This window comes from Sutcliffiella deserti (assembly GCF_020037475.1).
In the GTDB taxonomy this organism is placed as follows: Bacteria; Bacillota; Bacilli; order Bacillales; family Bacillaceae_I; genus Sutcliffiella_A; species Sutcliffiella_A deserti.
Genome location: NZ_JAIQDB010000001.1, coordinates 579,620 through 602,879 on the forward strand (window position 1 = coordinate 579,620; position 23,260 = coordinate 602,879).

Here is a 23,260-nt window from a genome sequence, read left to right on the forward strand (position 1 = left end):
TATCCAATTTTAGATTCCTTCACAGTGAACGTTTGATTTTTGTACTGAGCACTATTTCATAAATAGAGGCTAATGGATAATAATTACATCATATAACTGCTAAGTTTAGGCTCAGTGAGATAACCGAGAAATGTCATCTGCCCTTCCCGTGTTTTATTCTTCTGAAGGTACTAAAATTTCCCCACGCTGATTTTGCTCTAAAAGGGTTTGTAGTATGGTGTTTACAAGCTTACTTGTTTGATACGGTTTTACCAGGTAGTCCTTGACCCCTAGCTTAATCCCTTTTTCCTTTTCTTCTAAGGCTGAAGAGATAATAATTGGAATATCTGCTAAGTTAGGCTTACTCTTTACTTTCTCCAAAAAACCCCATCCGTCCATTTTGCCTTCTTCTAGCATAATATCAAGAACAATGGCATCAGGCTTTTTCCTTTCTACTTCTTTCAAAGCATGTATTGCACTAGAAAAGTGTTTTACTGCAAATCCACTATCCTGAAGTTCCATTTCCATTAACGTTGCTAAATTCTTGTCATCTTCAATAATAACAACATGTCTATCTTTAAGAGAAGTCGGAGAGAGAGAATTAGGAACCTCGTCATGATGAGTAGCCAAAGGAAATATCAATCTGAAGGTGGTTCCTTCTTTCACCTTCGAAAATAGTTCTACATCTCCTTCATGTCCTTTCATTATTTCCTTTACGATTGCAAGACCTAAGCCAGTACCTCCTATCTGTCTCATGTCAGAATTATCAACTCGATAGAATTTAGTAAACAATTGCTTTTGTGCTTCTGCTGGTATTCCTATTCCTTCATCCTTTACATCGACAATGAGTTTTTCTTCTGAATCAAGGACAGATATCTCTATTCTCCCGCCGTCTGGGGAGTATTTAATAGCATTATTTATAATATTATTGAATACCTGAGTTATTTTAGCCTTATCACCAATAATCGTTGTCTTTTGGGTATGAAGTACTAACGTCAACTCATGCTTTTTTGTACTACCTTTTTGAGTTTCAATAACATCCTCTAAAATGGGTACAATATTCTCGAATTTTTTCTCGTATGTTTGCTTACCGGCTTCCATCCGTTGAACATCTAAAAAGTCATTTATTAAAGCGGTTAAGCGCTTTGCTTCCTGATAGATAGTCGTTAAATATTTCTTTTGTCGGTCCTCTGAGAGTACTTTGTTAAGCATCAATTCTGTAAACCCCAGAACGCTAGCGAGCGGGGTACGAAGTTCATGACTAACGGTACTTACAAATTCAGATTTCATTTCATCCACTTCGTACTCTTTTGTTATATCTCTATGAATGAATATGAACCCAAAATGTTGATTATTCCGGTATACCTCTTCACTGTATACCTTCATCACTTTCCTTTTCTCTTGATCCACTATTTCATATGTGATAGTTTGTCCCTCCTCTGTCTGACCTTTCAGGACGTTTCTCATATAAAGAATTAGATTTTCATGCTTTTCCACTTTCTCTATCATTTTTTCCATCCATTCTTCAAACGGTGCTTGAATCATTTTTTTAAATGAAGGGCAGTCAAATAATTCGCACATATTGGTATTAACTTGTAAAATGTTACCTGATCTATTAACCAATTGGGCTCCTTCATGGATTGAGTTTAATATATCCTGATAAAGAAGACGATCATGTTCCGATTCTTCATACGCTAATAATTTTCCAAGCGCTATATTAACCTGTTTAGAAAGCGCATCACATGTTTCAATGTCAGAAGAAGTAAAATCTGCATTATAGCGACTGAAAAACATACAAGCTATCATCTCATTATTAGTGGAGAAAATGGGAGCTACTAGGTCATATGCGTACATATCATTTTCATGATAAAGCTTTTCCTCGGGAGTGCATATTCTTTTAATGGAATATGATTGTGTTGTTTCTCTAGCCCGTTGCACAAAACCATTTGCTAGATGGCTCTTAAATTGAGCTACGGCCTTATCTGTTAACCCAAATGAAGCATGAAGCTTCGAATGATCTAGTAAGACTATAACTCCTCGATTTGCTTGAAAAACGTTCCCCATGTTTATTACAACACTTACTAATAGCTCTTGCTTATCAAGGGTGTCGGTTAAATCGAGAATGAATTTGTTACGAGCTTCCAGTTCATTTTTCCGTTCTTCCATGACCGTCAAATTGTTCTGCAGTTCGTCTTGTTGTGCTTGTAGTTCATCTTGCTGAGCAAGCAGCTCTTCATTTTGAGCCACTACCTCTTCTTCATTTGCTTGGAGACTTCTCACCATTTGTGAGAAAGAAGAGCTAAGGGTACCAATCTCATCCTCACGGTTATTCCATTCTGGTAAACTTACTAGTTTTCCACTGGCAATTTTCTGTGCTGTTACAGCAAGCTCATTTAATGGCTTACCAACCTTTTTGAACATTGTTACCGTCATATAAAACAAAACTAGGAGGATAAATAGGAGGTAGGAGACAAACAACCATTGACTTGTATTAAGTTTACTTGTTAATAGATTGAAGTTATCTTCAATTTGTTCATCCACTGCGAGTCTTTGCTCCTTTAAATAGGTGCGAAAGTCCGCAATTTCTTGCGATGCCCCTTGGTCATAAACTAACGATTGTAGGTTTTCCACCTCTCCCTCCTGATAATACCTTGTTGCTTCAGGAAGATAACTTCCAAAAAACACTTGATGGAAATCAGTTAAATTCATGGGGAATATCTGCTCCTCCCCATCAGCTAGCATTTCTTCTAGACTCGCAATATATTCTAGTATAATTTCCTCTTGCTCAAGTGCATCTTCTAGCATCATTTCATTACCAAATGCAAAATAGCCCCTTGATTGTAAGATGGCTGAATTAAAAGAGTCATCGATATTTCTTACCAACATCTCTTTATATTCCAATTCATTATTTTTTTCCCTAAAAGAATCTGTTAGATAGTGTTCATAGCCAACTAGCGAACTTATCCCTATAAGAAATAGGGTAAAAAACGTACCCATCAACAATAAAAATTGTTTTGATAAGCTCTTATTTCTTTTCATTTAAAACTTCCTCTACTTTAACTGCAAGCTCTAAGGGACTAAAGGGTTTAGACATAAAGTAATTAGCGCCTGCTTCGAGAACCCTTTCCCTATCGGCTGTTTGGTTTTTTGCCGAAAGCATCAATATTCCAACATTGGGCTGATATTTTTGCTCTTTTATTTTCTGAATAACCTCTAATCCAGTAAAAACCGGCATCATATAATCGAGGATAATAAGATCAAACACTTCATCTGTACTTAGCAGATTGAATGCCTCTTGACCGTCTATTGCCTCTATAATTTCATGCCCTTCATCTTCTAATGTATCTACTACAAGCATTCGGAGTACTGCTTCATCTTCCGCAAGTAAAATTTTTGCCATTCACTTTCCCTCACTTTTCTGTTTGTCTAAAAACTTGTTGAATAAGATAATAAGACGATTTTAATCGTTCATGATAAGCTGGTGTGTCCCATGGATCCCATTTATATTGAAAAAATTCCGAAACTGCTAAATGATTATTATTTATGCTCGGATAGGTATCGATTATCTTGTTTGTTTGTTTATCAACTGAAATAACACCCATTCTTATTCCTTCTAAAAACGAACTTGCAGCTAAACCATCCTTACTCCATATGTCCCCCATTGCTTCGCGGGTACTAGGATCTTTAATATTTAACAAGGCCCATGGAATTCGGACTTCTAGAACACCTTGTGCTTTGTTTATATAAAAGTCGGCGAGAGAATTATAGTCATTTGCACTTGAATCACTATTGCCATGCAGCAACTTACCGGTTTCGTAGAACTCAAATGGAAAAGTTAAATTCTGTCCACTTTCATTTTGGACTGTAATTTCCTTATTTAAGGTTAATCGAATAGGATGAAATACGCCATTATCTTTTTGTGAAGCATAGTCGTTCTGCTTTATCATATTTAGCGAATGACCATAAGAATAATAGAACGTATCATAATAACTATCTACCAAAATCCTGCTAGATTCTTTACCAGACAATTCGACAATAAAATCGATTCCCTCCGTTGTTAAGCTCGGTACTTCAGGGATTTCCGTCTGTCCTTGGTTATCTATCGTATTAAATAAAAAATAATGGTTATAGTTATCAATGTTTTTTGCGTCTATCCGTAAATAAACGTACGCCTCATCACTTGTTACAAACATACCTTCTAACATCCTGGAGGGTGGGTACGAGGAGCTCCCCTCTATCTTTTTCCAATCTTCTATTTCACCATCCACCTGCACTTTCATACTTTCTCCAGGATCAAAACTTAACAGACCAAATCGTTGTTCATTTGTTTGCACGTTACTCCAATTTGGACGGCGGTCTGGATTGTCATAATCCATGGTATTCCATGTTCGTTTAAACCACTCATCGTGCCAGGAAAAGACTAGCCCTCCTGCCCATTTTTCTTCTACGATATCCTCGAACAAACGTTGTAATATTTGACCTTGTTCTTCTTCGGTATGAAACCCCTGGTTCCACCCGTATACATTGTTATGTGTTAGCCCCCTCGATGCAGGAATTCCAAACTCGGCAACCAAAAGTGGCATTCTATGCTCTTCTTTCATATGTTGCAGGTAACCAGCATAGTTATTCTTTTCCCCTCGATGATCAATATACTCAACATAACGTTCTTCAAAATTTAAAAAATCAGGATAATAAGGATAAATGTGATAAGAGGCGAACATACCGCTTTCAAATTGTTCCGTTGCATAGATTACATTAGGATTCACGGAAACCATATCTTCCTTTTCAGATGGCTCAGCTGGATGCTCTAATAAATCAGTAGTTACCCAATTTGTAAAGCTCATCGGTCTTTGCCAACCGTATTTTCTTTGTTCATAATCTATTGTATATTCCATCATCTCCGCAAGCCATATTTCAAAAGGCTCTGCATTGGTAGTATAGACATAGTTTCCATTAAAATCTGCTATACCTTTATGCTTTCCATTTGTAGAAAGCACCACTTCAGGATCCCACTCCACACCAAGCACCCACCCCATAACATAAGGAGATACATTACTTGTGAAGTTTCCACTGGCGTGACCCGGACGCTCTTCAATAGTCGCGTTGCCATGTACCAAATCAACAATTCTTTTAATTTCATCTTTAAATTCTTCAGTATTCCTAGAAGAGAAAGCATCTTGCTCTTCATAAAATATTTCTTCATTCAGCCAGACACCATGGAACACATAGAGTGGCTTGTCCGAGATAACATTATACTCTGCTAACGCTTCATAGAAATGCGGGGGATGAATGGTATAGATTCTTATGGCGTTAGCGTTCATATCCCCAATCTGCTGAAACCATCTTGCATATTCTTGTTTAGTAATAGCGGTTTCCCCTGGGAATGTACCTGGTTTTGCTATTCCCATGTTCACACCTTTTACAAGGATATCCTGCCACTCGCCATCTTTAAAAATTTGAATATATTCCTCGCCAGTCTTGGAATGTAGAGTATATCCTTCGCTCTCCTTGAACTCAAGTTTACTCTCTACCTTAGTTGGTACAGGAATATGCTTTTTCTCTACAATTTCCTTCATCATCGGAATATAGGCGCGCCAATAAAAGGAGGTGTTATTTTGTGTTGAAAATGAGGACGCTAACTTTTTCCACCATGGAAAAAATTCTGTTTTATAGAAGGAAGGTAAATCTCCTTGGTCGGCAAAGTCTCCTGCAAAATAGTAAGCCTCATATTGAGGATTTTGGTGGTAAAGGACAGCAGGAACTATGGTTGATATCCCTTCCATTGCTAATAATTCTTCTGCTTCTTCGATTACGTCTATAGAAAAGTTCGCCATAACTTCCTCTTCATTAACAGGTTGAACAATATCAAACCAATACTGGTAAATGGATTCACCTTTCAGATTAAAGTGAGATTTGCCCTCATCTGTATAAGAGAAAACAACTCCATCCTCATTTAACTGATTTTCCGTAAGAACTATAAGTTTATCCGATTCATGAACGTATACGAATCCTTTTCCTTCCAGAGACCATTCTTTTCCGTATTGATTTTGATAATTATCTTTCATCCACTTCGGTATCTCATCACTTTGCAAGTTGGAAAAATAACGTCCTATCCATCCGTCCCAATGCAAATTATGTAGTGCATAGAATTCCTGTTTAACCTCTTCCGGTGTTGGACTTGCAAAGGTATTAAATTCACTGATTAATGTGGAGCTATGTTGAGATAATCGTGAACGAATCATGGAAACATCCTCATTAGTCATCCCACCATAAATGAGCTCGGAACGCTCTCGGGAACTTTGATTCATGTTTTCCTCATATACACCATAGCCATCTGCTATATAAATAAAATCATATTCGCTTTCTGGATCACTTACACGCTGTTCCTCTTCTTTAATAGGATTATAGCCGATATAATCCACTGAAGCATTATAAGCAGTTCCATCGCTTTTCTTTATTTTCGATTGATTTAAAAACCATACCAGCCCCTGATGTTCTCTGTATGTTGCATCTGGTACTGTTTTATCGATTATCAACATATCTAGAGTAGCAGACTCTTTTAAATACCAACTCCAAAATGGAGCGCTTGATATAACTAAAAACACAAGGAAAAGTAAGACCCATACACTTAATTTTAATCTATCTTTCATTGTGAAACTCCCTTTCGCTGCATGTCTCCCCATCCTCTTTTTTTACGCAGAAAATCTACAATCCCTTGGCAGCGCCAAAGTACTGTCATCGGTCGATACCATAAGGATTCTGTCATAGAAAAGAAAAATAGCTTTATTATATGGGAAACTTTTGGGAAACGACGCAGACTCCATTCTTCCAAGAGGACAGCAGTCATTGAATAAAAAGACCCATAAAGAACAAGCAATAAAAATAATAAATAAGCAAACTCGATATATATTCCACCGACTATGAAAGACACTAGCATATAAATGTAAGCAATCAGTTCAATCACTGGCCCTAAAAATTCGATAAAAACAAAGTATGGCATCGAGACCATTCCTATTGAACCGTATTTTGGATTGAATAAAAGGGATTTATGTGTCCATAAGCTTTCAAAAAGCCCTCGATGCCATCTGTTTCTCTGCCTTTTTAAATAGGTGATTTCTTCCGGCGCCTCGGTCCAACAAACGGGATCCGGGATATATACGATTTTTTTATTTGCCTTTTTTTCTTTTACCAATCGATGCAAACGGACGACAAGTTCCATATCCTCTCCCACGGTATGAGAATAGCCGCCCGCATCAATCACCCACTTTTTTGAAAACACTCCAAATGCTCCGGAAACAATTAATAAAAGGTTGTGGTGGCTTAAACCAACCCTTCCCATAAGAAAAGCCCTTAAATATTCTATTACCTGCATGATAACTATTGGCTTTGTTGATAAGCCAATCGAAACAAGCGAGCCATTTTCTATTCTACTTCCGTTAGCAATTCTGATACTTCCTCCTGAAGCTATCACTTCTCCATCAGAATCAATAATAGGTTTCATCACCTTTAAAAAGGCATCCCTTTCTAATACTGAATCTCCATCAATAGAGCAAAAATAAGGATAATGTGCCAGGTTGATTCCAATATTCAACGCATCAGACTTCCCGCCGTTTTCTTTATCAATTACATACAGATAATCATAAATTTTGGACTGGTAGATAGCCTTCACTTCTTTCGTCTGAATGGCTTTTTTTATTACTCGGTTTATTTTGACCAGTTCGTACTCTTCCACTAATTTGTCTAAAGTGTTATCTGACGAACCATCATTTATGACAATAATTTCATATTGGGGATATTTTATACTTAATAAAGACCTTACACTTGCTGAAATCCCCAACGATTCATTGTATGCCGGAACAAGTATGGAAAGAGGTCTTGTATAGCTTACCTCTAGTAAATCTTCGTAGGGTTCATTGTTATCTAACTGATACTGTTTCCTCACCTTAAAAAGAGAAATCAGAAGCATAAACAAATAAAACCCTACAACTGCAGACATATATACGATAACTATCCATCCAATCCCTTGGATGACTGATTGCCACACCTCATTATTCCACAAGCTTCTTTCCTCCTCTTTCTAACCATTCTCGTGCCATGTCTTTTGCATAACGGTCCTCAGTAGTTTGGTAGAAATTCCATAAGAACTCTTTACCAGACCGAATTTTCAATATCGCTTGAGCAGCATTAGACCGTACTGAGAAGTGATCGTCTTGAAGCAAAGTAGCCAGTTTAACTAAAGCACTTTCATCTTTTGTATTTCCCAGTAGCTTGGCTGCCATCATTCTCTCTTGCCAAGCAACAGCTATAATATGTGGTGAAAGTATCTCAAGTGCTAATGGTTGACCTAATTCATTCAAGGCTTTTAGTGTCCGGATTCTTATCTCTTTCGAAATGGAAGATAACTGTGCGATTAAAAAGCTGTCATACTCTCTTTTTTGTTTTATCCCTATCATGTCAAGGATTGGGAGTTGTAAATAGTTTGGTAGTTCTTCATATTTAATAATGAAATTTTCAAATTGTGTTTCACTCATTGTACCTATCAATGACCGATAGACAAATTCTGAAAGTGGTTTATTTCTTTTCGTCATATATTCTACTACTCCCGGGATTTGGAAGATAATGAAAATTTTTAGAATTTGGCTTTCTTCTGCTGGTGACAAGTTGCGTTTTTTATAGTATGCAAAAATATCCGGCAGCATAGAAGTCATTCTGAAATCTTTGATAGCATACAAAGCATTCATTCGTATACTCCAGCGACGATGTTTTAACGCTTTACGATACTTTCCTGCGAAATATTTTTCAGCAATTTCCTCTATGCGTCCCTTTATCTCTTCTCCATCTACTACATCCGTAAAGTTACTTAAAAGTTCTTCCATAGCAAGGTATTTATTTGCATTCAAGAATAAATTATCTAAAGTGTTATCTCCCTTATACAGATACTGAAAGAGTTTATCTCTTAATTCATCTTTATAATTTTCAATTGAAATACGTCTTGAGTTGTAGATTAATTTTGAAAAGACTAAATATAAGAACAAAATGCTCAACAGGATAAAGAAGCCTATTATAATCGTCCATAAAGCGGTAACCTCATTAGCAAACACTTATTTCACCCTCTTCATCAAGTGGCGAACTCTAGCTTCCAATTCTAAAAGTTTAAAAGGTTTTGTTATATAATCATCTGCACCAAACTCTAATGCTTTCTGAATATCTTGCTCGCTTTTTCTAGAAGTTAACATAATCACTTTCACTTGATCGTAGCGTTTATTTTTCCGCAGACGTTGCAAGACCTCCAATCCATCCATTTTAGGCATCATACCGTCTAAAACAACCAAAATTGGACCATCTTGTTTTAGCCATTCCGATTGAAGGAAACTCAAACCATCAGGAAATGTTTTCACCTCTATAAGAATATTAGCATTTGGAAGCTTTGATAATACCTCTTGAAGCATTGTACGTATAATGGGATCATCATCGACAATAGCTAACTTCAACAATTTCTTTTGTGAAGTTAAGTTTAGAGAAGCCTCCACCACTCGCGCTCTTCCTTTATCTTTAGCTTCATATAAAGCTTGATCCGCTTTTTCTAACCAGTACTCAAGCGGAAAAGTGTCCTCAGATACTTCAACTACACCACCTGAAAAGGTACAGGAAAATTCCTCTGATTCCACATTAAAGACCATAGAAGAAAACCCTTTCAGAATTCTATTTAATAAAGTAACGCTTTGAGCGCGATCTGTTTTAGGAAGTATAACTGCAAATTCTTCTCCCCCATACCTTGCAAAAACATCCCCAGATCGTAGATTGTTTTTCATAAAGGTGGCAAAACCTTTTAACACTTGATCACCTATTACATGACCATATGTATCATTCACTTTCTTAAAAAAATCGAGGTCAAGCATTGCGATGCAAAAAACTTCGCCTGAGCGACCTATTTCACCCATCTGTTGGGTAAAAGATTTCCGAAAAAACCTCCGATTGTAAACCTGGGTCAGCTCATCTAGGAGAAGGACATTCTCAATCTGCTTTTTTCTTTCCAATTGGCGTTTCACTCTAACAATAAATTCTTCTATGTCAAAAGGCTTTTTAATAAAGTCATCTGCCCCAAGCTGGTAAGACTTTATACGTATCGCTTTTGTATCAGCTAAACTCATCATAATAGTAGGGATAAACAACTGATGCAAGTTCTCACTCAAAAATTCTAATACTTCCAAACCCTCTTCTCTTTGCATGTGAACCCCAAGAATAAAACAATCCGGCTTAACTTCATAAAAAATAGATATTGCTTTTTGCACAGACGAAGCCACTAACACTTGGAACCCTTCTCTTTCAAGCATCTCTTTTAAAAAGATTAACATGGATGTATCATCATCCAAAATCAGGATAATAGATTGTCCATCTTCGGGGCTAAATTCAAGATTTTCTGTATTGTCCTCCCATTCGTCTCTGTAGCAATATTGAATAATATCAATAAAAAAAACCTGTATTTCTTTTTTTGACCAGTCCGTTTTTTCCATTTTTTTTATTTTCTCATACAGTGTAGAAGCTATATCACCTAATTCAGTAATTCCAAGCGTGTGAGCAGTACCAGCCAAGGAGTGTACAAACCGATAAACCTCTTCGAAAGGTATTTGACCTTCTTCCTCTAACCATGTATTAAACTGTTCTTTTATATTTAAAAGTAATTTATTTTTATATTTATCCATTTTTGTATCCAACTTTCCTTATATTGCTTTGTTATATTATAGTTCCAAATCATAAAAGTGTAGGAGAACACGTGAAATTAGTTGTGCACCTTTCTTACCATACGATACATTTATATCTTTGGAAAGACAACAACTCTCTTAATTAGATTGGATTATGTATATTTTACTTCGTCTTCCGAAAAAAACACATCTTTTGGAGAAGTTTATGCTACAATTACTTCATTGAAGTAAAGGAGTGTTTAGATATGCGAAATATTCCTTTCGGCAGATTAGCTGAAACATATTTGGTAGGTACTATTGGAGGCTATTTATTCTTTCTATTAAGTTTACCCTTGCCCTGGGTACTAGGTGCATTGACCTTTGTAATGGTTTATCAAGGAACTACAAAGCGGTTTATGTATTGCCCAGATCCCATTAAGCAGAGTGGATTTCTTATATTAGGCATGTTTTTTGGGTTGTATTTTACTGCTGACACTTTGGCGACAGTTGCACCCTATGTTATCCCTTATGTACTTGCAACGGTTGTTTTAATTATTGTTAGTATTCTTAATAGTATGCTAGTTACAAGGTGGATACCTGTTGATAAAATTACCAGTGTTTTTGGTTCAATTCCAGGCGGGCTCTCGGAAATGGTAATAGCCAGTGAAGCTTTAAACGCCAGGTCTTCTCTTGTTGTCATTTTTCAAACAGTACGTTTATTAACTGTTTTGTTTTTAGTACCTTTTATTGTTATTCAAACCTTTACCAACACTGGGACAGGTGTAGGATCTTCTATTAGTGATTCCAGCTTTATATTTGGGGGCTTCCAGTACATATGGTTTATCATTCCTGCAATTTTTGGTGTTCTATTACGCAAAAGAATCCCAGCCGGAATTGTCATCATCCCTCTCGTCTTTACAGCAATTTTAAATATCATGTTTGTCCCTATGCCGACACTCCCTCCATTGTTGCTTATTGCAGCTCAGATAACAGTCGGAATTGGGATGGGTAAAGGAATCTCCTTTGCTGACTTAAAGTTGGGTGGTAAATACTGCTTCGTATATTTCGGACTGACTGTCGCGCTTATCTTTGTTTCCTTTGGATTGGGAGTGGCATTAGCTGCCTTCACCTCCCTTAGTCTTCCTACTGCAATATTAAGCGTAGCGCCAGGAGGATTGATTGAAATGGTACTAACTGCAACTTCTGTTGGGGGGGACCCAGCAGTCGTAAGTGCTCTTCAATTAGTACGATTGCTTTTCATCATTATTGTTGTCCCTCCAGTACTGAAATGGTATTTTGGTAGAAAGTTAAAAGCAAATACCGCTTAATAAGTCAGTAGATTGACTCGGACATCGTTGTCCGAGTCTTTTTAATGAGTATAAGGTGGCAATCATCTTATTTTTTCACCTATAACAGGAATACAGTATAGGTTAATAGAATTTAATAAGGATAAACTATTTCTGGAGGCATATTATGAAAATTCTAGTGATTGGCGGCACACGGTTTTTAGGTAGATTTATTGTGGAAGAAGCGTTAAAGCAAGGCCATGAAATAACACTGTTCAACCGAGGAAATCATAATGAACTTTTCCCTCAAGTAGAGTGTATTGTGGGAGATCGCCATAAAGATTTAGCTCTACTTGAAACAGGTAAATGGGATGTAGCAATTGACACTTGTGGATTTACTCCCCTTGCATTGAGTGAAACAACCAAAATATTAGCGGACAAAGTAGAACACTATACTTTCATTTCCAGTATTTCCGTTTACAAGGATTGGATCCCATATGGTATTAAAGAAAACTATCCTGTCCTTTCACTATCGGATGAAGAAGTCGAAAAAATCGGATACGGTACCTCTGAGGAAATAAATGCTAATTATGGTGCTTTAAAAGCTTTAAGTGAGAAAGCTGCAGAACAAATAATGCCTGGTAAAGTGTTGCATGTTCGATCAGGATTACTTGTTGGCCCACACGATTATTCTGATAGATTTTCTTATTGGGTTTCAAGAATAGCGGAAGGTGGGGAGGTTTTAGCTCCAGGAAGAAGGAACCGCACTATCCAATTAATAGATGCCAGGGATATGGCACTATGGATTTTAAAAATGGCGGATGAAAGAATGACAGGTACTTTCAATGTAACAGGACCAAACACTCCTTTAACAATGGAGGACTTTTTATTAGCGTGCAAAAGAATATCAGATTCAGATGCAGAACTTATATGGGCAGATGAAAGTTTTCTACTCCAACATAATATTGCTCCATGGTCAGAAATGCCTTTGTGGATACCGGAAAGTTTTCCATTGACTGAAGACGGAGAGCCATGGAAAGGAGCCAGTTCAATCAATATTAAAAAAGCGGTGGATAACAGACTTACTGTAAGGCCTATCGAAGAAACTATTAAAGACACTTTAGATTGGGCTAGCTCAAGAGTAAATGAGAAGCCAAAAGCTGGCTTACTTAAAGAAAAAGAACAGGAAATTTTACAAATTTGGAGAAAAGGGCACGAAAGCAGTGATTGTGACGTGGTATAATACGTCGATTTCTTCGTGCCTCTATTAATTTTTGTCTTCTCATAATTGATAAATTTCGGAACTTATCGGCAGCATTTGAATTGGTTTACCTTTGTTCAGAGTTAAGTATTGAAGAGCTCGTTGCGGTTGTGATGGGAATGAATGAAATGAAAAAAAGACAGAATGCTCGAAATAATATCGCAGCCACTTAATTACTTTGCCTATCTATTTAGAATGGAGCTTTACGACTATGTCCTATATGAAGTTTTTTATTTTTCAAGTTATATTGTTTTGTGTGATTCTAGTAACAAACGTTTTTACTGATAAATACCTTGGCAGACCGTTTACACTAGTAGATCTTACTGCGGTGTTAATTAGTGCTCCTATATTCATTGGTGTTTTCATTCTGATAAATAAGTTGTATAAAACTTATACTTCAATCAATCTGAAGATCAAAATAGCACTTTCTATAACTGCCTTTATTAGCGCTTTTATTGTTCTGGTATTGTTAGAGAATATATGGTTTAATATCACTGGGTTCCAGATATTTTCCTGATTTTAAGAAATAATAAAATTCTATTATCTATCAGACTGTAGACAAACTCGAGGTATTTCGAGGTTGTCTACAGTTTTTTTGCGTACTTGTTTAATAAAGCCCGTTGATTTCCGTTCCGGCACTTCGGTTATCCTTAGGCGGTCCGGAAGCCTTCTGGACGCTGCGCGTATGCGGGGTCTCCCTTGTACCTTCCTCGAGGCCACTGAAAAACTGAAAACATATAGTTTTTGGTGGCTTCTAGCTGTGGATTGGAGCACCTGGCGTAGACTCCAGCGGGGGAGGAGCGACAAACTTGAGACCCCGCAGGGCATAGCCCGAGGAGGCTCAAGGTCGCCCCGCGGAAAGCGAAGCCATTTGCGGAAAGTAACAGCGGTGTTTAACCCAAACTTAAAATTATGTACTTCTTCAGTGGCCTCACCTTCCTCCCGCAGGAGTCTACGTGCCTTCCACTCCAATCAACTCAGTTTTCTAAACGTTAAAACGATAACCAAGTGAATTTTAAATAAATATAATGCTTTCGAAAAATCTTAAAAGGGGGTCGGAATGTCAATTATCTCTTTTCAGATTCGTCAATGTTGTATGTTCGTTTTCTTCAGACTTCTTAATAACCGATATTCTTCCGTCTGTTTCTAGTACTACTGCTTCTACATCATTCATTGAATAAATACCACTAGATCTTGCTGCCTGTAGCACCTCTTCCTCCAATACTCTTGCTTTTTTCATAACTTTTTTTAGAAATATTCCATTATAGTACAAAAGTTCTGGACTTGATTTTATCATGCTACTAAAAAAGTCAGATCGTACTGACAACCATGTTATGATATATTGCATTCCAATTAAAAGAATGAATGCAGTCATACCTTCCGCTAAGGCTACGTCCTTACTAAGAAGAATTGTTGCCAAGGTAGAACCGATTGCAACTGTAACAACAAGATCAAATGCGTTCATTTTAGTAAGAGTTCTCTTTCCGGAGATTCTTAAAACTAGAATTAATCCTATATATGCCATAAACCCAACCAATAAAGTTCTCCCGATGGTCTCGAAACCATTAAAAAACATTAAAACACCTCTGTTTCTTTTACTCTATGATTGATTTTCCCTTTTGAAAGGACGTACAAACCTTAAAATAAAATACTAAATCCCTAGGATGGAGACCCGCACCCACTTGGCCTTCAAATCAAACAACAGATTAGAATAAGTTGCCTATAAAAAACCGCCAGAGACTAAAATCTCAGGCGGTTCTTCAATCCCTATTCTTTAATGGAGATAGTTTTTGGATTAATTCGTCTATAACCTAAGCACAGATAACCCGTTTAAATCGTTGCTACCGTGCTCTTTCCCTTTATTTTTAACAGCTTACAACATAATTTACGAAAAGAGCCTAAATGATAAACCTTCTTTCATATATCCAAAAGGAGTTTGAATCGCTTTAACAACATACCTATTTCCAGTAATCACAGTGACTAACCCACTGAGTAGTACAAGTAGAATATAACCAGAAGGAGAATTAACAGCTTGACTTAAGCTCGTTTCAAAAAACCATTTTATAATAAACCCGTGTAAAATATATACATAAAAGGACCTTTTTCCAATTCCTGTGAATATATATTTCTGCTTTGGTACAAGGGAAAAGAACGCAATAGTTACAAGAAAGCTACCTATATAAATTCCAGTACGGCTTAGTATATCTAGAGCGGAGGAAAAAGTATAAGTGCCATATAAAATACTTGATGCATCTATTCCTCCTAATAATAAATGAATCCCAATAAACAGAAGGACCAAAAAGGAAGCTGCTAAAGTGCGATGTGTTCCAATTTTAATTCTTTCAAAGAAATCGGTTTTCGTTAAATAGTACCCAATTAAAAAGAATGGAAAAAAGTAAAATGTTCGATCCAGGCTTAAAAAACGTTCAGGTATTTCAATAAACCCAATACCAATTCCAAGAGCGATGGCTAAGGGAATACTATGGATCGCTTTTAACTTTGCAAATATCGGCAACAAGATTTTCCAAGCAATCATACTCAAGAGGAACCACATAGCCCACCTTGGCGTGAAATATTGCAAAGTATAATTGGAAGAAAGATAAAGCTGACTATAAAACAATGTATAGATAGTTTGCAAAATAATATATGGAACTAATAATCTTGTAAAAATCTTTACATAGTATCCTTTTTTATTGAAATTCGTACTAAAGTGACCTGCCAATAAAATAAATGCAGGCATATGAAAAATAAAAATGAAGTGGTAAATAGATACTAACCACTCATGATCTGTTCGATATGGGGAGATGATATGCCCAAACACGACTAGAAAGATTAAAATAAACTTCGCATTATCAAAAAAGGAATCGCGAATATTCATGATGTATTTCCCCCATTCTTTATTACACGAAGTCATTACCCAGATTTATAAACATGATAAACCTAAGCAACATATATATTCGCATAATAGAAAAGAAACTTGTCCGTTTGGAAGGGGAATTCTTTCAAGCCTATCAGAAAGAGGTGTTGCTTCATCATTCTAGGAGGCAATCTATATCACCTCAAGGGTTGCTTCCACTTACCCCAGGCCGTTTTTTTCTTCGTATCTATAAATCAATTAACTATCTTTACTTTTTAAATATGATGTAAGGAGCTCTACTGCCTCCTTTTCATCGGAGCCTTCAGCACTCACCGCGACAACACTTCCATTCACAATTCCTAACGAAAGTAACCCTAAAAGACTCTTACCATCTACTATTTTATTATGTCTAATAACATTTATTTCTGATGTAAAACAACTTGCTTTTTTAATAAAATCTTGTGCTGTTTTGGAGTGAAGACCATTTTTAAGCATAACAACTATTTGTTTTGTTACCAATTTTTATTCCTCCAACCTATCCATTGTAATTTATATACTGTATGTTTAGGAATTAAAAACATGAAGAACTTTCATAAAATAGTTAGATAGCCCAAGGCAATCTTAAATATCTGATTGAGATTAAGGTCACTTGATATAATCCACAATTTTTTACACCTTCAACGGAAGATGAAAATTATCCCGAAAAAACCCGAAGAATCCCTGACTTGTCATTCCATTTTCAATCACTTTACCGAAGCTTCGCTAGTAGCAACTAGTCCTCTCACCTTCTAATGTTTCCATGAATACTGTAACAAAGAAAGATAGATGCACGGGAATTTGAAGGAGGAAACATTATGCCGGTTTCGATTATTTTCAACCAAATAAATGTTAATTCCTTGAGTAAAACTTCAGCTATAATTACTGGTCAGAACAATCAGCCCGACTGGTCTACTCAAGGAAAAATAAATATGGGCAATGGTATTGAAATTGGAGTGGTTGCTGTTACAGGGCTATTTAATGTAGTAATTGACGCAGATGGTGTCGACACAACTATTTCAAATCCAGAACTAATAAATCCTCAACCAAATGCTCAATTCTAGAAAGGGTGCTATTCATGTCAAAAACCTCACCTATCCATTTCCTACTTGATCGTATTGAAATTAATTCTATAATGAATAACTCTGGGGTATTTACGGGGGAAAATACACAATCGAATTGGAGCACCAACCAGAAAGTTAATATGGGGTTAGGGCTGATTGTAGGTACCGATAATCATTCTTCTTCTAATATGAATATTGTTTATGACCCTGATGTAATGGATATGCCTATCAAGACAGCTTCTAGTAATTAAAGATTCGATTCATGGTGCTCTTCCTGTTCCTGCTCCTCTTCTCTCTGATCAGTTTGTTTTCTCTTTAAGACATCCTGTAGCCACTGCGGCAATTCTTGATCCTCGAGTTGATTAAGCATATCAATAAAGGAAGAATCACTCACCATGCTTTTAGTTTCATGTATATCATTATCATCTCCACTTATGTTGCCTAGCCCTTGATTGTGTTTTTTGTTACTTTGAAATTGGGTTGGGTAATTGTTTCCCATATTTATGCAAGAAGCACTTTCTACTACACCAATCCTTATGCTACCGATAAAAAAATTGGGGGAATATGGTGAGGTCATCTTTCTTCCTCCTTTTTGTTAAGACTTATCGTATATCCTTTTGGATTTGACTTCATAGTAGTAATAGGAGAATGGTTATGCCTTCTTTCTTCTTTTAATCTTTCAGGAATAAGAGGAGTTTTTTCGTTTTTTTCAGAAGGTTTCACTTCGTCTAGTTTAGAGGCGACCTTTGAAAGTCCAGCGCTACTCTTTTCTGTTGCCTTCCTCCCTTCTTTTGGTCCAAAGTTATTTCCAATATTCAAAGTGCCCGTTAACTGCTCAATATCAATTGAATCCAAATGATAATGCAGTTGCTCAATCGAAGCTTCCTTAATCTCCAAGTGCTTAATATGATAATGAATGATTTCTTTCATGTAGGATTTTTCGAGCAATCTAGTCATAATAATAAGTTGATTTTCTAATTTTTCTATCCGCTTCTCGAGATGATTATGTTCTATCATTGACCATCACAACCAGCTACCATTATTTTTTAATCATCCTTACTTTGGTTTTTTACCAGATTCGTATTTTCTTTAATTTGATTTCCGTCACCTGCAATCGTACCCATTCCCTCATTTTCGCTTTTTTTAGAGTTTACATTCATTATAAAATTTTCTCCTTTATTTAAGGACGAGGAATTCATAAAAACATCAATTTTAAATGATTTAAATTCAAACTTCACCTCACAACCTCCACCTTAAAAGCATTTATTATTAATCCTCAAAGTCGATCTCTACATTAAAGTTCTCTAGTTCTGCTTTTTGAAAAGTCAAAGAAAGAATCCCTTGTTTATATTGAGCCACCAATTTTTGAGGATGAAAAGGAAATGGAATTTGAATGGTTCGTTGAAAAGTTCCAAAGAACCTTTCTAGTTGTATCAGGTTCTCTTTTTCCACCGGATAAGAATAAGGTATAATGCCCTTTATATTAAGTAAATTGTTCTTTACCATTATCTGAACATCTTCTGTAGAACGTAACCCGGGAAGTTCAAGCATGATGATGCCATGTGTTTTAGTTTCAACTATATCAACTAGAGGAACTCTTCTAGGTATTACCGGCAGTACGTCCTTCCAAAACTTCTCCCCTAATACCTCGTCAATCTTCTCATTCATATTCCCCCAGGGGTTAGCATGCTTATGGTTTTTTTTCATCTCCCTTCTCCTCCAAATCAAAACCTATATTACAACATGTATATGAGAACAAAGCAGGAAATTATTCAAGTATTATGGTAATTCTCAATAAAGCGGAATAATAGTATTTAAAAAGAAAGTAGCAGGGCGAATTAGCCCTGCTACTTTACTGTGTTAAAGAGGGGCCTGGCCCCATTTTCCATTATTTGCTTTCTACTCCCAACACTCTGTTGATACGTTTTTTTAGCATGTTCATCCCGCTACCACCCGCTTGAAAGTGGCGAAGGTTACCTTCTTCATCGAAAACATAGTAGGCAGGAACATATTTATTTTCAAAGGCTTCTGTTAATTTGTGGTCACTATCTACATAAACAGGTTGTGTGATGTCATGTCCCATTGCCATAGAGCGGATTACACCTAGATCCAAGTCGTCCTCTGAACGAGGCATGTGAACTGCTATTACATTTAGTTCATCATCATATTCGTCACGCAATTCATTGACTTCTGGCATAGCCTCTTTACATAAATGGCAGCTAACTGACCAAAAATGTATAAGTGTTGGTTTACCAAGAAGTTCTTCTTTCGTTACTGCTTCATTTATCCATTCGGTTGCTCCTGTTAACTCAGGCATTTGCTCTCTTAACCTCATATTAAATACTCCCCTTTTTAAGTAATTAAATTTATTACTTCTTTATAATAATTACTATATAATATGTTTTATATTATATTGATTCTATTATAGCTTGTCAACAGATTATAGTAATTATAAAAAAATAATCAAACCAATTATCATCAATCGTATTAAATATTCAATTTCCCGAGAGTTTGTTTGCCCCAAAAAAGCTGCCAATATGACAGCTTTTTTCTTAGTTCCTATTTAAACTTCTTTTTTATACGGTACTTTGAGAGTAATGATTAGTCCAATAAAGGCTAAAATAATTAAAGAGCCCAAGGCTGTACGGCTTGCGATGTTTCCGTAACTAGCTAATAACAGGGTAATGGTTCCGTAGATTAATGGTCCTACTATAGAAGAAACCTTCCCTGAAAAAGCAAATAAACCGAAAAACTGCCCCCTCTTACCTTCAGGTGTCAATTCAATGATAAATGTTCGCGAAGTCACCCACGTTGCTCCCAATGCTATTCCAAACAAACTGCCTGCGGTCCAAAGCATCCACGGCGCCATAGCGAAAACTGCAAAAAGCAGTGCAACAATTAAGAGTGCTGCGACAGAAGCAACAGCATATTTGGATCCAATTGCTTTGGAAATATAACCATAGATAAAAGAACCAATAATACTTGAAACGGTTGAAACCAAGTAAAGCAAGATAAACTCCGAAGCTGTAAAGCCTCCAATTGCACGGGCATAAATAGCCATCATCGCAATTGCCGTGGCAATTGCATCATTAATAAAAAAATAAGCAATCATAAATAGAAAAACCGGTCGGTATGAACGCATTTCTTTAAAAGTCTGGAGGATCTCTTTATATCCACTAACAAACGATTTTTTCTCTATTATTTCTTTAGGCTTATCTTTGAAAACGAAGAATAACGGCAGCGAGAATAGAAAAAATAAGATGCCAGTTGGAATAAATGCTCGGTGAAAATCGCTGTTTCCTACATATAAATAAACTGTCAAACCAACCAAAGTGCCTAAATAACCAACTGCAATTCCAAAGCCTGAAATCAGAGGTAATTCTTTTTTCGAACCTAAATCAGGCATCATTGTATCGTAAAAAATCAATGAGGAATGGAAAAAGAACTTTGCCACAACAAATAAAATTAAAACCGCTATAAAAGTTAACGGTAGTCCAAATAATTGTTGACTTGAACCTAAAGAAGCAAACACACCCATTAAGATAGTACACAAAACTGCCAGGAGAGTAAAAGGAATTATAAAGCCCTTTCTTTTACCAGTTCGATCAATTAATACACCAAACAACGGAGAAAATAAAACTAAGAAAAGACTCGCTGTAGCATTCGCGTAGGAGAGGAAAGTGCTTGCAATCTGATCCATTTGTTCATTAGTCCCAATAACTTCTTGTAAGTAAAACGGGAAAAAAATCGTAATAATATTAGAAGAGAAAATAGTGTTGGCAAAATCATATAGTGCCCACGAGAGAATCGGTAGTGAAAAATACAGTTTCCAGGGGGATCTGGGTTTATTGTTACGGTAAGCAGCTGGTTCTACCCTATTTTCTATCTTAGCCATTAACTTTCCCTCCAGTATAAATAATATAAAATTAAATATTCTTCAACATTTTCCCTAATCCTGCTAATTCACCTACATTTAACAAAACCTTAATAAAGTGTTTTTATACAGTTTCCTTACTTAGTCATTCCTGAGATCTAACCGGAAGAAATAGGATACAAAATATAACTCCTTAATAGTGTGAATGTAGGCTTTTAATATTGCTTTACTTAAAAAATTGAATAGTTGCATACAGCGTGCTTCATACTAAGGAAAATAATAATTCTGAAGGGGGGAGTAGTACAGAGTGACAAAACTTTTATTTACTTTATCGGTAATAATGGTTTTAAGTGGCTGTGGAACAAATGGCCAAGAAACCGAATCTAGAGAAAATCCACCAACCCTTACACAAACACATTTTAATGAAGAAATTCCATCAGATGAGGATATGATTATTGGAGCAAGGAACCAGATCACACTTAATCTCGAAGACCAACTTGAGGACAAAGAGTATTACTCTAAAGAAGAAGCTAAACTATTGGTAGAAAAACATTTAAACCGACAAAAAAATGATAGCTCCACTATTTCTTTTGAAGGATTCAAAGATAATCACTACCTATTCCGTGTTTATGATCTAGTGCATTTTAATAATAAGCCTGAAAAATTAACCCGTGGGTGGTATAGGGTAAGTCCAGAAAGCGGGAAAATTTCTGCTGTAAAAAAAGATTCTTAAAGTTTTGGATTTCTTTTAATATTAACAATTAATCAAGCGGATCTATAACAAAGGCAAGCTTTATGACACTTGTCTAAAGCCTGCCTTTTAATCTTAGGTTTATAAATATTTGCTAGCTATCGGTAATATAACAGTGACATTTGTGCCTTTATTTTCTTTGCTCTCATAATAAATTCTGCCTTTCATCTCGTGAATCAATCTATTTGTAATCATGCTTCCAAGTCCTGTTCCTTTTGTTTTAGTTGTGTAAAAGGGCAGTCCTATTTTTTCGAGCTCTTGTTTTGTCATTCCAATCCCATTATCTACGAAGGTGATTTCAATCGTTCCCTTCACTGCTCCCTCTTGCTTTTTTATTTTTACATATCCGCCATTTTCCACTTTTATCGACTCTATTCCATTCTTCAAAATATTCATTAGTGCTTGCTTAAGATGTTGTTCGTCACTGTATATATAGTGTGTTCCCACAAGATCAAGATCAAGTGAGACATTCCGGTAAGAGCCGAAAGGTCGCAACAACTCTATCGAATCCATTAGTACTTTGTTAACATCTACATATTCCAAGGAAAAAGGTGTTGGCTTTGCCACTGTAAGGTAATTGGTGATAATCTTATTCGTCCGATCTAATTCCTCTAAAATAAGAGGAGCGAATTGCTTTAACTTTTCATCTTTGGTTTCTGTGGAGATAAACTGTATAAAACCGCGTACTGTAGTTATTGGGTTTCTAATTTCATGTGCAAAGGCAGCCGCCATTTGACCGATAGTTGATAATTTTTCCAAATATAAAGTTTCATCAAATTGTCTGTTAGCAACGATTAGTCGTTCCACTACTATGATGATACTTATAAAAGTAACGAAAAAAGATAAAAAATAAACTATATAAAATTGTATATCTAAAAACGGAACAGTATGATATAAAAGAAAAATATAACCTAAGTAGTAAAAAGCAAGAATTATTAGACCTATTACAATCTTATTATTACTCTTTAAGAATATAGTCCGAAAAGTTAGAGCAATTATTAATGCTAAAACTGAAATAACGATTCCAACATATAAAAATTCGCCTCCTATGAAATAACGAACAGTCGCTACTATCACAGTACATAGTAGGCCTGGATAAAGACCTCCATAAAGAGTGACAACTAAAATAGGGATCGTGCGTAAATCAAAATGAGTATCTTTAAGGGTTTCAATTGGGTAGAGCATACATAACAATGCAGCAAATGCTCCGAAAAGAGCAAAAATTGTCTGTTCTTTCTTGCTTAATGGCTTCCTTTTCCTAAAGGGAAAAAACATATTCAGGTTAAAAAGTAAGGAAAAGATTATGGTTATGTTAACAATTAAGGGCTTTATCAAATAAATCATTGTTGTTGTTTCCTCCAAAAATCACTTTACAAATTATAAATGCATCCTTATCCATTATAGGTGCCCTACTTTAATCGTGTCTACTGATAATAAGTGACAGCAAAAAGCCGATATAATGAATCGGCT

At 36.1% G+C, this 23,260-nt stretch carries 22 protein-coding genes; 6 read left to right on the top strand and 16 right to left on the bottom strand.

Translation table 11 applies throughout. From position 1 onward, the window contains the following. Positions 1-153 precede the first annotated feature (153 nt). From K9B36_RS02810 to K9B36_RS02835, 6 genes are read right to left on the bottom strand one after another with little or no spacing between them, the layout of a single operon-like run. Positions 154-3,018: an ATP-binding protein gene (locus K9B36_RS02810; RefSeq protein ID WP_223700480.1), complete on the bottom strand. Its 2,865-nt coding sequence runs from the start codon at positions 3,016-3,018 to the stop codon at positions 154-156. Next, positions 3,005-3,379, bottom strand: coding sequence for a response regulator transcription factor (locus K9B36_RS02815; protein ID WP_223700481.1), 375 nt, complete (start codon positions 3,377-3,379; stop codon positions 3,005-3,007). The genes K9B36_RS02810 and K9B36_RS02815 overlap by 14 nt, the downstream gene beginning before the upstream one ends. A 10-nt stretch (positions 3,380-3,389) precedes the next feature. Next, the gene (locus K9B36_RS02820) at positions 3,390-6,629 is read right to left on the bottom strand and encodes a hypothetical protein (RefSeq protein WP_223700482.1); all 3,240 of its coding nucleotides are present in this window, start codon (positions 6,627-6,629) and stop codon (positions 3,390-3,392) included. Next, entirely contained in the window at positions 6,626-8,038 is a 1,413-nt protein-coding gene (locus K9B36_RS02825) for a glycosyltransferase family 2 protein (protein WP_223700483.1), read from the bottom strand. Before K9B36_RS02825 ends, K9B36_RS02820 begins: the two co-directional genes overlap by 4 nt. Next, positions 8,028-9,080, bottom strand: a complete 1,053-nt coding sequence (locus tag K9B36_RS16950) for a HEAT repeat domain-containing protein (protein ID WP_223700484.1) — start codon at positions 9,078-9,080, stop codon at positions 8,028-8,030. Before K9B36_RS16950 ends, K9B36_RS02825 begins: the two co-directional genes overlap by 11 nt. Next, entirely contained in the window at positions 9,081-10,682 is a 1,602-nt protein-coding gene (locus tag K9B36_RS02835) for a GGDEF domain-containing response regulator (RefSeq protein WP_223700485.1), read from the bottom strand. It lies immediately after the preceding gene. A 245-nt stretch (positions 10,683-10,927) separates the two neighbouring features. Here K9B36_RS02835 and K9B36_RS02840 point away from each other — a divergent pair, with 245 nt between their 5' ends. The 3 genes from K9B36_RS02840 (at position 10,928) to K9B36_RS02850 (ending at position 13,725) form a co-directional block, all read left to right on the top strand. Beyond that, positions 10,928-11,989, top strand: coding sequence for an AbrB family transcriptional regulator (locus K9B36_RS02840; RefSeq protein ID WP_223700486.1), 1,062 nt, complete (start codon positions 10,928-10,930; stop codon positions 11,987-11,989). A 145-nt stretch (positions 11,990-12,134) separates the two neighbouring features. Continuing rightward, on the top strand, positions 12,135-13,190 hold the full coding sequence (locus K9B36_RS02845; protein WP_223700487.1) for a Rossmann-fold NAD(P)-binding domain-containing protein: 1,056 nt from the start codon (positions 12,135-12,137) through the stop codon (positions 13,188-13,190). Positions 13,191-13,419: 229 nt separating this feature from the next. Then, entirely contained in the window at positions 13,420-13,725 is a 306-nt protein-coding gene (locus tag K9B36_RS02850) for a hypothetical protein (protein WP_223700488.1), read from the top strand. A 546-nt stretch (positions 13,726-14,271) separates the two neighbouring features. On the opposite strand, the gene K9B36_RS02855 is transcribed toward K9B36_RS02850, so the two are convergent. From K9B36_RS02855 to K9B36_RS02865, 3 genes are all read right to left on the bottom strand, one after another. After that, the gene (locus tag K9B36_RS02855) at positions 14,272-14,784 is read right to left on the bottom strand and encodes a DUF421 domain-containing protein (RefSeq protein WP_223700489.1); all 513 of its coding nucleotides are present in this window, start codon (positions 14,782-14,784) and stop codon (positions 14,272-14,274) included. A 309-nt stretch (positions 14,785-15,093) separates the two neighbouring features. Continuing rightward, on the bottom strand, positions 15,094-16,086 hold the full coding sequence (locus K9B36_RS02860; RefSeq protein WP_223700490.1) for an acyltransferase family protein: 993 nt from the start codon (positions 16,084-16,086) through the stop codon (positions 15,094-15,096). 237 nt (positions 16,087-16,323) lie between these two features. Further along, complete coding sequence (locus tag K9B36_RS02865) at positions 16,324-16,584, bottom strand: HPr family phosphocarrier protein (RefSeq protein ID WP_223700491.1); 261 nt, start codon at positions 16,582-16,584, stop codon at positions 16,324-16,326. A gap of 335 nt (positions 16,585-16,919) precedes the next feature. Here K9B36_RS02865 and K9B36_RS02870 point away from each other — a divergent pair, with 335 nt between their 5' ends. After that, positions 16,920-17,165, top strand: coding sequence for a hypothetical protein (locus tag K9B36_RS02870; RefSeq protein ID WP_223700492.1), 246 nt, complete (start codon positions 16,920-16,922; stop codon positions 17,163-17,165). A gap of 14 nt (positions 17,166-17,179) precedes the next feature. Continuing rightward, entirely contained in the window at positions 17,180-17,416 is a 237-nt protein-coding gene (locus K9B36_RS02875; protein WP_223700493.1) for a hypothetical protein, read from the top strand. Here the strand turns inward: K9B36_RS02875 and K9B36_RS02880 are convergent. The 6 genes from K9B36_RS02880 to K9B36_RS02905 all read right to left on the bottom strand — a co-directional run bounded on the left by K9B36_RS02880 (position 17,413) and on the right by K9B36_RS02905 (position 21,060). Further along, positions 17,413-17,742 carry a hypothetical protein gene (locus tag K9B36_RS02880; protein WP_223700494.1) on the bottom strand — a complete coding sequence of 110 codons (330 nt, stop codon included), beginning with the start codon at positions 17,740-17,742 and terminating at the stop codon, positions 17,413-17,415. The genes K9B36_RS02875 and K9B36_RS02880 overlap by 4 nt on opposite strands. After that, positions 17,739-18,182: a spore germination protein GerPC gene (gene gerPC / locus K9B36_RS02885; protein WP_223700495.1), complete on the bottom strand. Its 444-nt coding sequence runs from the start codon at positions 18,180-18,182 to the stop codon at positions 17,739-17,741. The genes K9B36_RS02880 and gerPC overlap by 4 nt, the downstream gene beginning before the upstream one ends. A gap of 29 nt (positions 18,183-18,211) precedes the next feature. After that, positions 18,212-18,403 carry a hypothetical protein gene (locus K9B36_RS02890; protein WP_223700496.1) on the bottom strand — a complete coding sequence of 64 codons (192 nt, stop codon included), beginning with the start codon at positions 18,401-18,403 and terminating at the stop codon, positions 18,212-18,214. 31 nt (positions 18,404-18,434) lie between these two features. After that, a complete protein-coding gene (locus K9B36_RS02895) occupies positions 18,435-18,872 on the bottom strand; it encodes an Hsp20/alpha crystallin family protein (protein ID WP_223700497.1) in 438 nt (145 codons plus the stop codon). 181 nt (positions 18,873-19,053) lie between these two features. Beyond that, positions 19,054-19,500 (bottom strand): TlpA family protein disulfide reductase, encoded by a 447-nt coding sequence (locus K9B36_RS02900; RefSeq protein WP_223700498.1) that lies wholly within the window; start codon positions 19,498-19,500, stop codon positions 19,054-19,056. Positions 19,501-19,728: 228 nt separating this feature from the next. Further along, positions 19,729-21,060: an MFS transporter gene (locus tag K9B36_RS02905; protein WP_223700499.1), complete on the bottom strand. Its 1,332-nt coding sequence runs from the start codon at positions 21,058-21,060 to the stop codon at positions 19,729-19,731. Between the two features lie 286 nt (positions 21,061-21,346). Between K9B36_RS02905 and K9B36_RS02910 the strand changes: the two genes are divergently transcribed. Beyond that, positions 21,347-21,772, top strand: a complete 426-nt coding sequence (locus K9B36_RS02910; protein ID WP_223700500.1) for a hypothetical protein — start codon at positions 21,347-21,349, stop codon at positions 21,770-21,772. 99 nt (positions 21,773-21,871) lie between these two features. On the opposite strand, the gene K9B36_RS02915 is transcribed toward K9B36_RS02910, so the two are convergent. After that, complete coding sequence (locus K9B36_RS02915; RefSeq protein ID WP_223700501.1) at positions 21,872-23,134, bottom strand: ATP-binding protein; 1,263 nt, start codon at positions 23,132-23,134, stop codon at positions 21,872-21,874. Positions 23,135-23,260: the final 126 nt, after the last annotated feature.

Excerpts from the sequence above, each read along its gene's own strand:
- K9B36_RS02810 (WP_223700480.1), bottom strand. The coding sequence starts at position 3,018 with ATGAAAAGAAATAAGAGCTTATCAAAACAATTTTTATTGTTGATGGGT.
- K9B36_RS02905 (WP_223700499.1), bottom strand. The coding sequence starts at position 21,060 with ATGGCTAAGATAGAAAATAGGGTAGAACCAGCTGCTTACCGTAACAAT.
- K9B36_RS02850 (WP_223700488.1), top strand. The coding sequence starts at position 13,420 with ATGTCCTATATGAAGTTTTTTATTTTTCAAGTTATATTGTTTTGTGTG.
- gerPC (WP_223700495.1), bottom strand. The coding sequence starts at position 18,182 with ATGATAGAACATAATCATCTCGAGAAGCGGATAGAAAAATTAGAAAAT.
- K9B36_RS02840 (WP_223700486.1), top strand. The coding sequence starts at position 10,928 with ATGCGAAATATTCCTTTCGGCAGATTAGCTGAAACATATTTGGTAGGT.
- K9B36_RS02845 (WP_223700487.1), top strand. The coding sequence starts at position 12,135 with ATGAAAATTCTAGTGATTGGCGGCACACGGTTTTTAGGTAGATTTATT.
- K9B36_RS02860 (WP_223700490.1), bottom strand. The coding sequence starts at position 16,086 with ATGAATATTCGCGATTCCTTTTTTGATAATGCGAAGTTTATTTTAATC.
- K9B36_RS02870 (WP_223700492.1), top strand. The coding sequence starts at position 16,920 with ATGCCGGTTTCGATTATTTTCAACCAAATAAATGTTAATTCCTTGAGT.
- K9B36_RS02895 (WP_223700497.1), bottom strand. The coding sequence starts at position 18,872 with ATGAAAAAAAACCATAAGCATGCTAACCCCTGGGGGAATATGAATGAG.
- K9B36_RS02880 (WP_223700494.1), bottom strand. The coding sequence starts at position 17,742 with ATGACCTCACCATATTCCCCCAATTTTTTTATCGGTAGCATAAGGATT.
- K9B36_RS02815 (WP_223700481.1), bottom strand. The coding sequence starts at position 3,379 with ATGGCAAAAATTTTACTTGCGGAAGATGAAGCAGTACTCCGAATGCTT.
- K9B36_RS02855 (WP_223700489.1), bottom strand. The coding sequence starts at position 14,784 with ATGTTTTTTAATGGTTTCGAGACCATCGGGAGAACTTTATTGGTTGGG.
- K9B36_RS02835 (WP_223700485.1), bottom strand. The coding sequence starts at position 10,682 with ATGGATAAATATAAAAATAAATTACTTTTAAATATAAAAGAACAGTTT.
- K9B36_RS02900 (WP_223700498.1), bottom strand. The coding sequence starts at position 19,500 with ATGAGGTTAAGAGAGCAAATGCCTGAGTTAACAGGAGCAACCGAATGG.
- K9B36_RS02875 (WP_223700493.1), top strand. The coding sequence starts at position 17,180 with ATGTCAAAAACCTCACCTATCCATTTCCTACTTGATCGTATTGAAATT.
- K9B36_RS02820 (WP_223700482.1), bottom strand. The coding sequence starts at position 6,629 with ATGAAAGATAGATTAAAATTAAGTGTATGGGTCTTACTTTTCCTTGTG.
- K9B36_RS02915 (WP_223700501.1), bottom strand. The coding sequence starts at position 23,134 with ATGATTTATTTGATAAAGCCCTTAATTGTTAACATAACCATAATCTTT.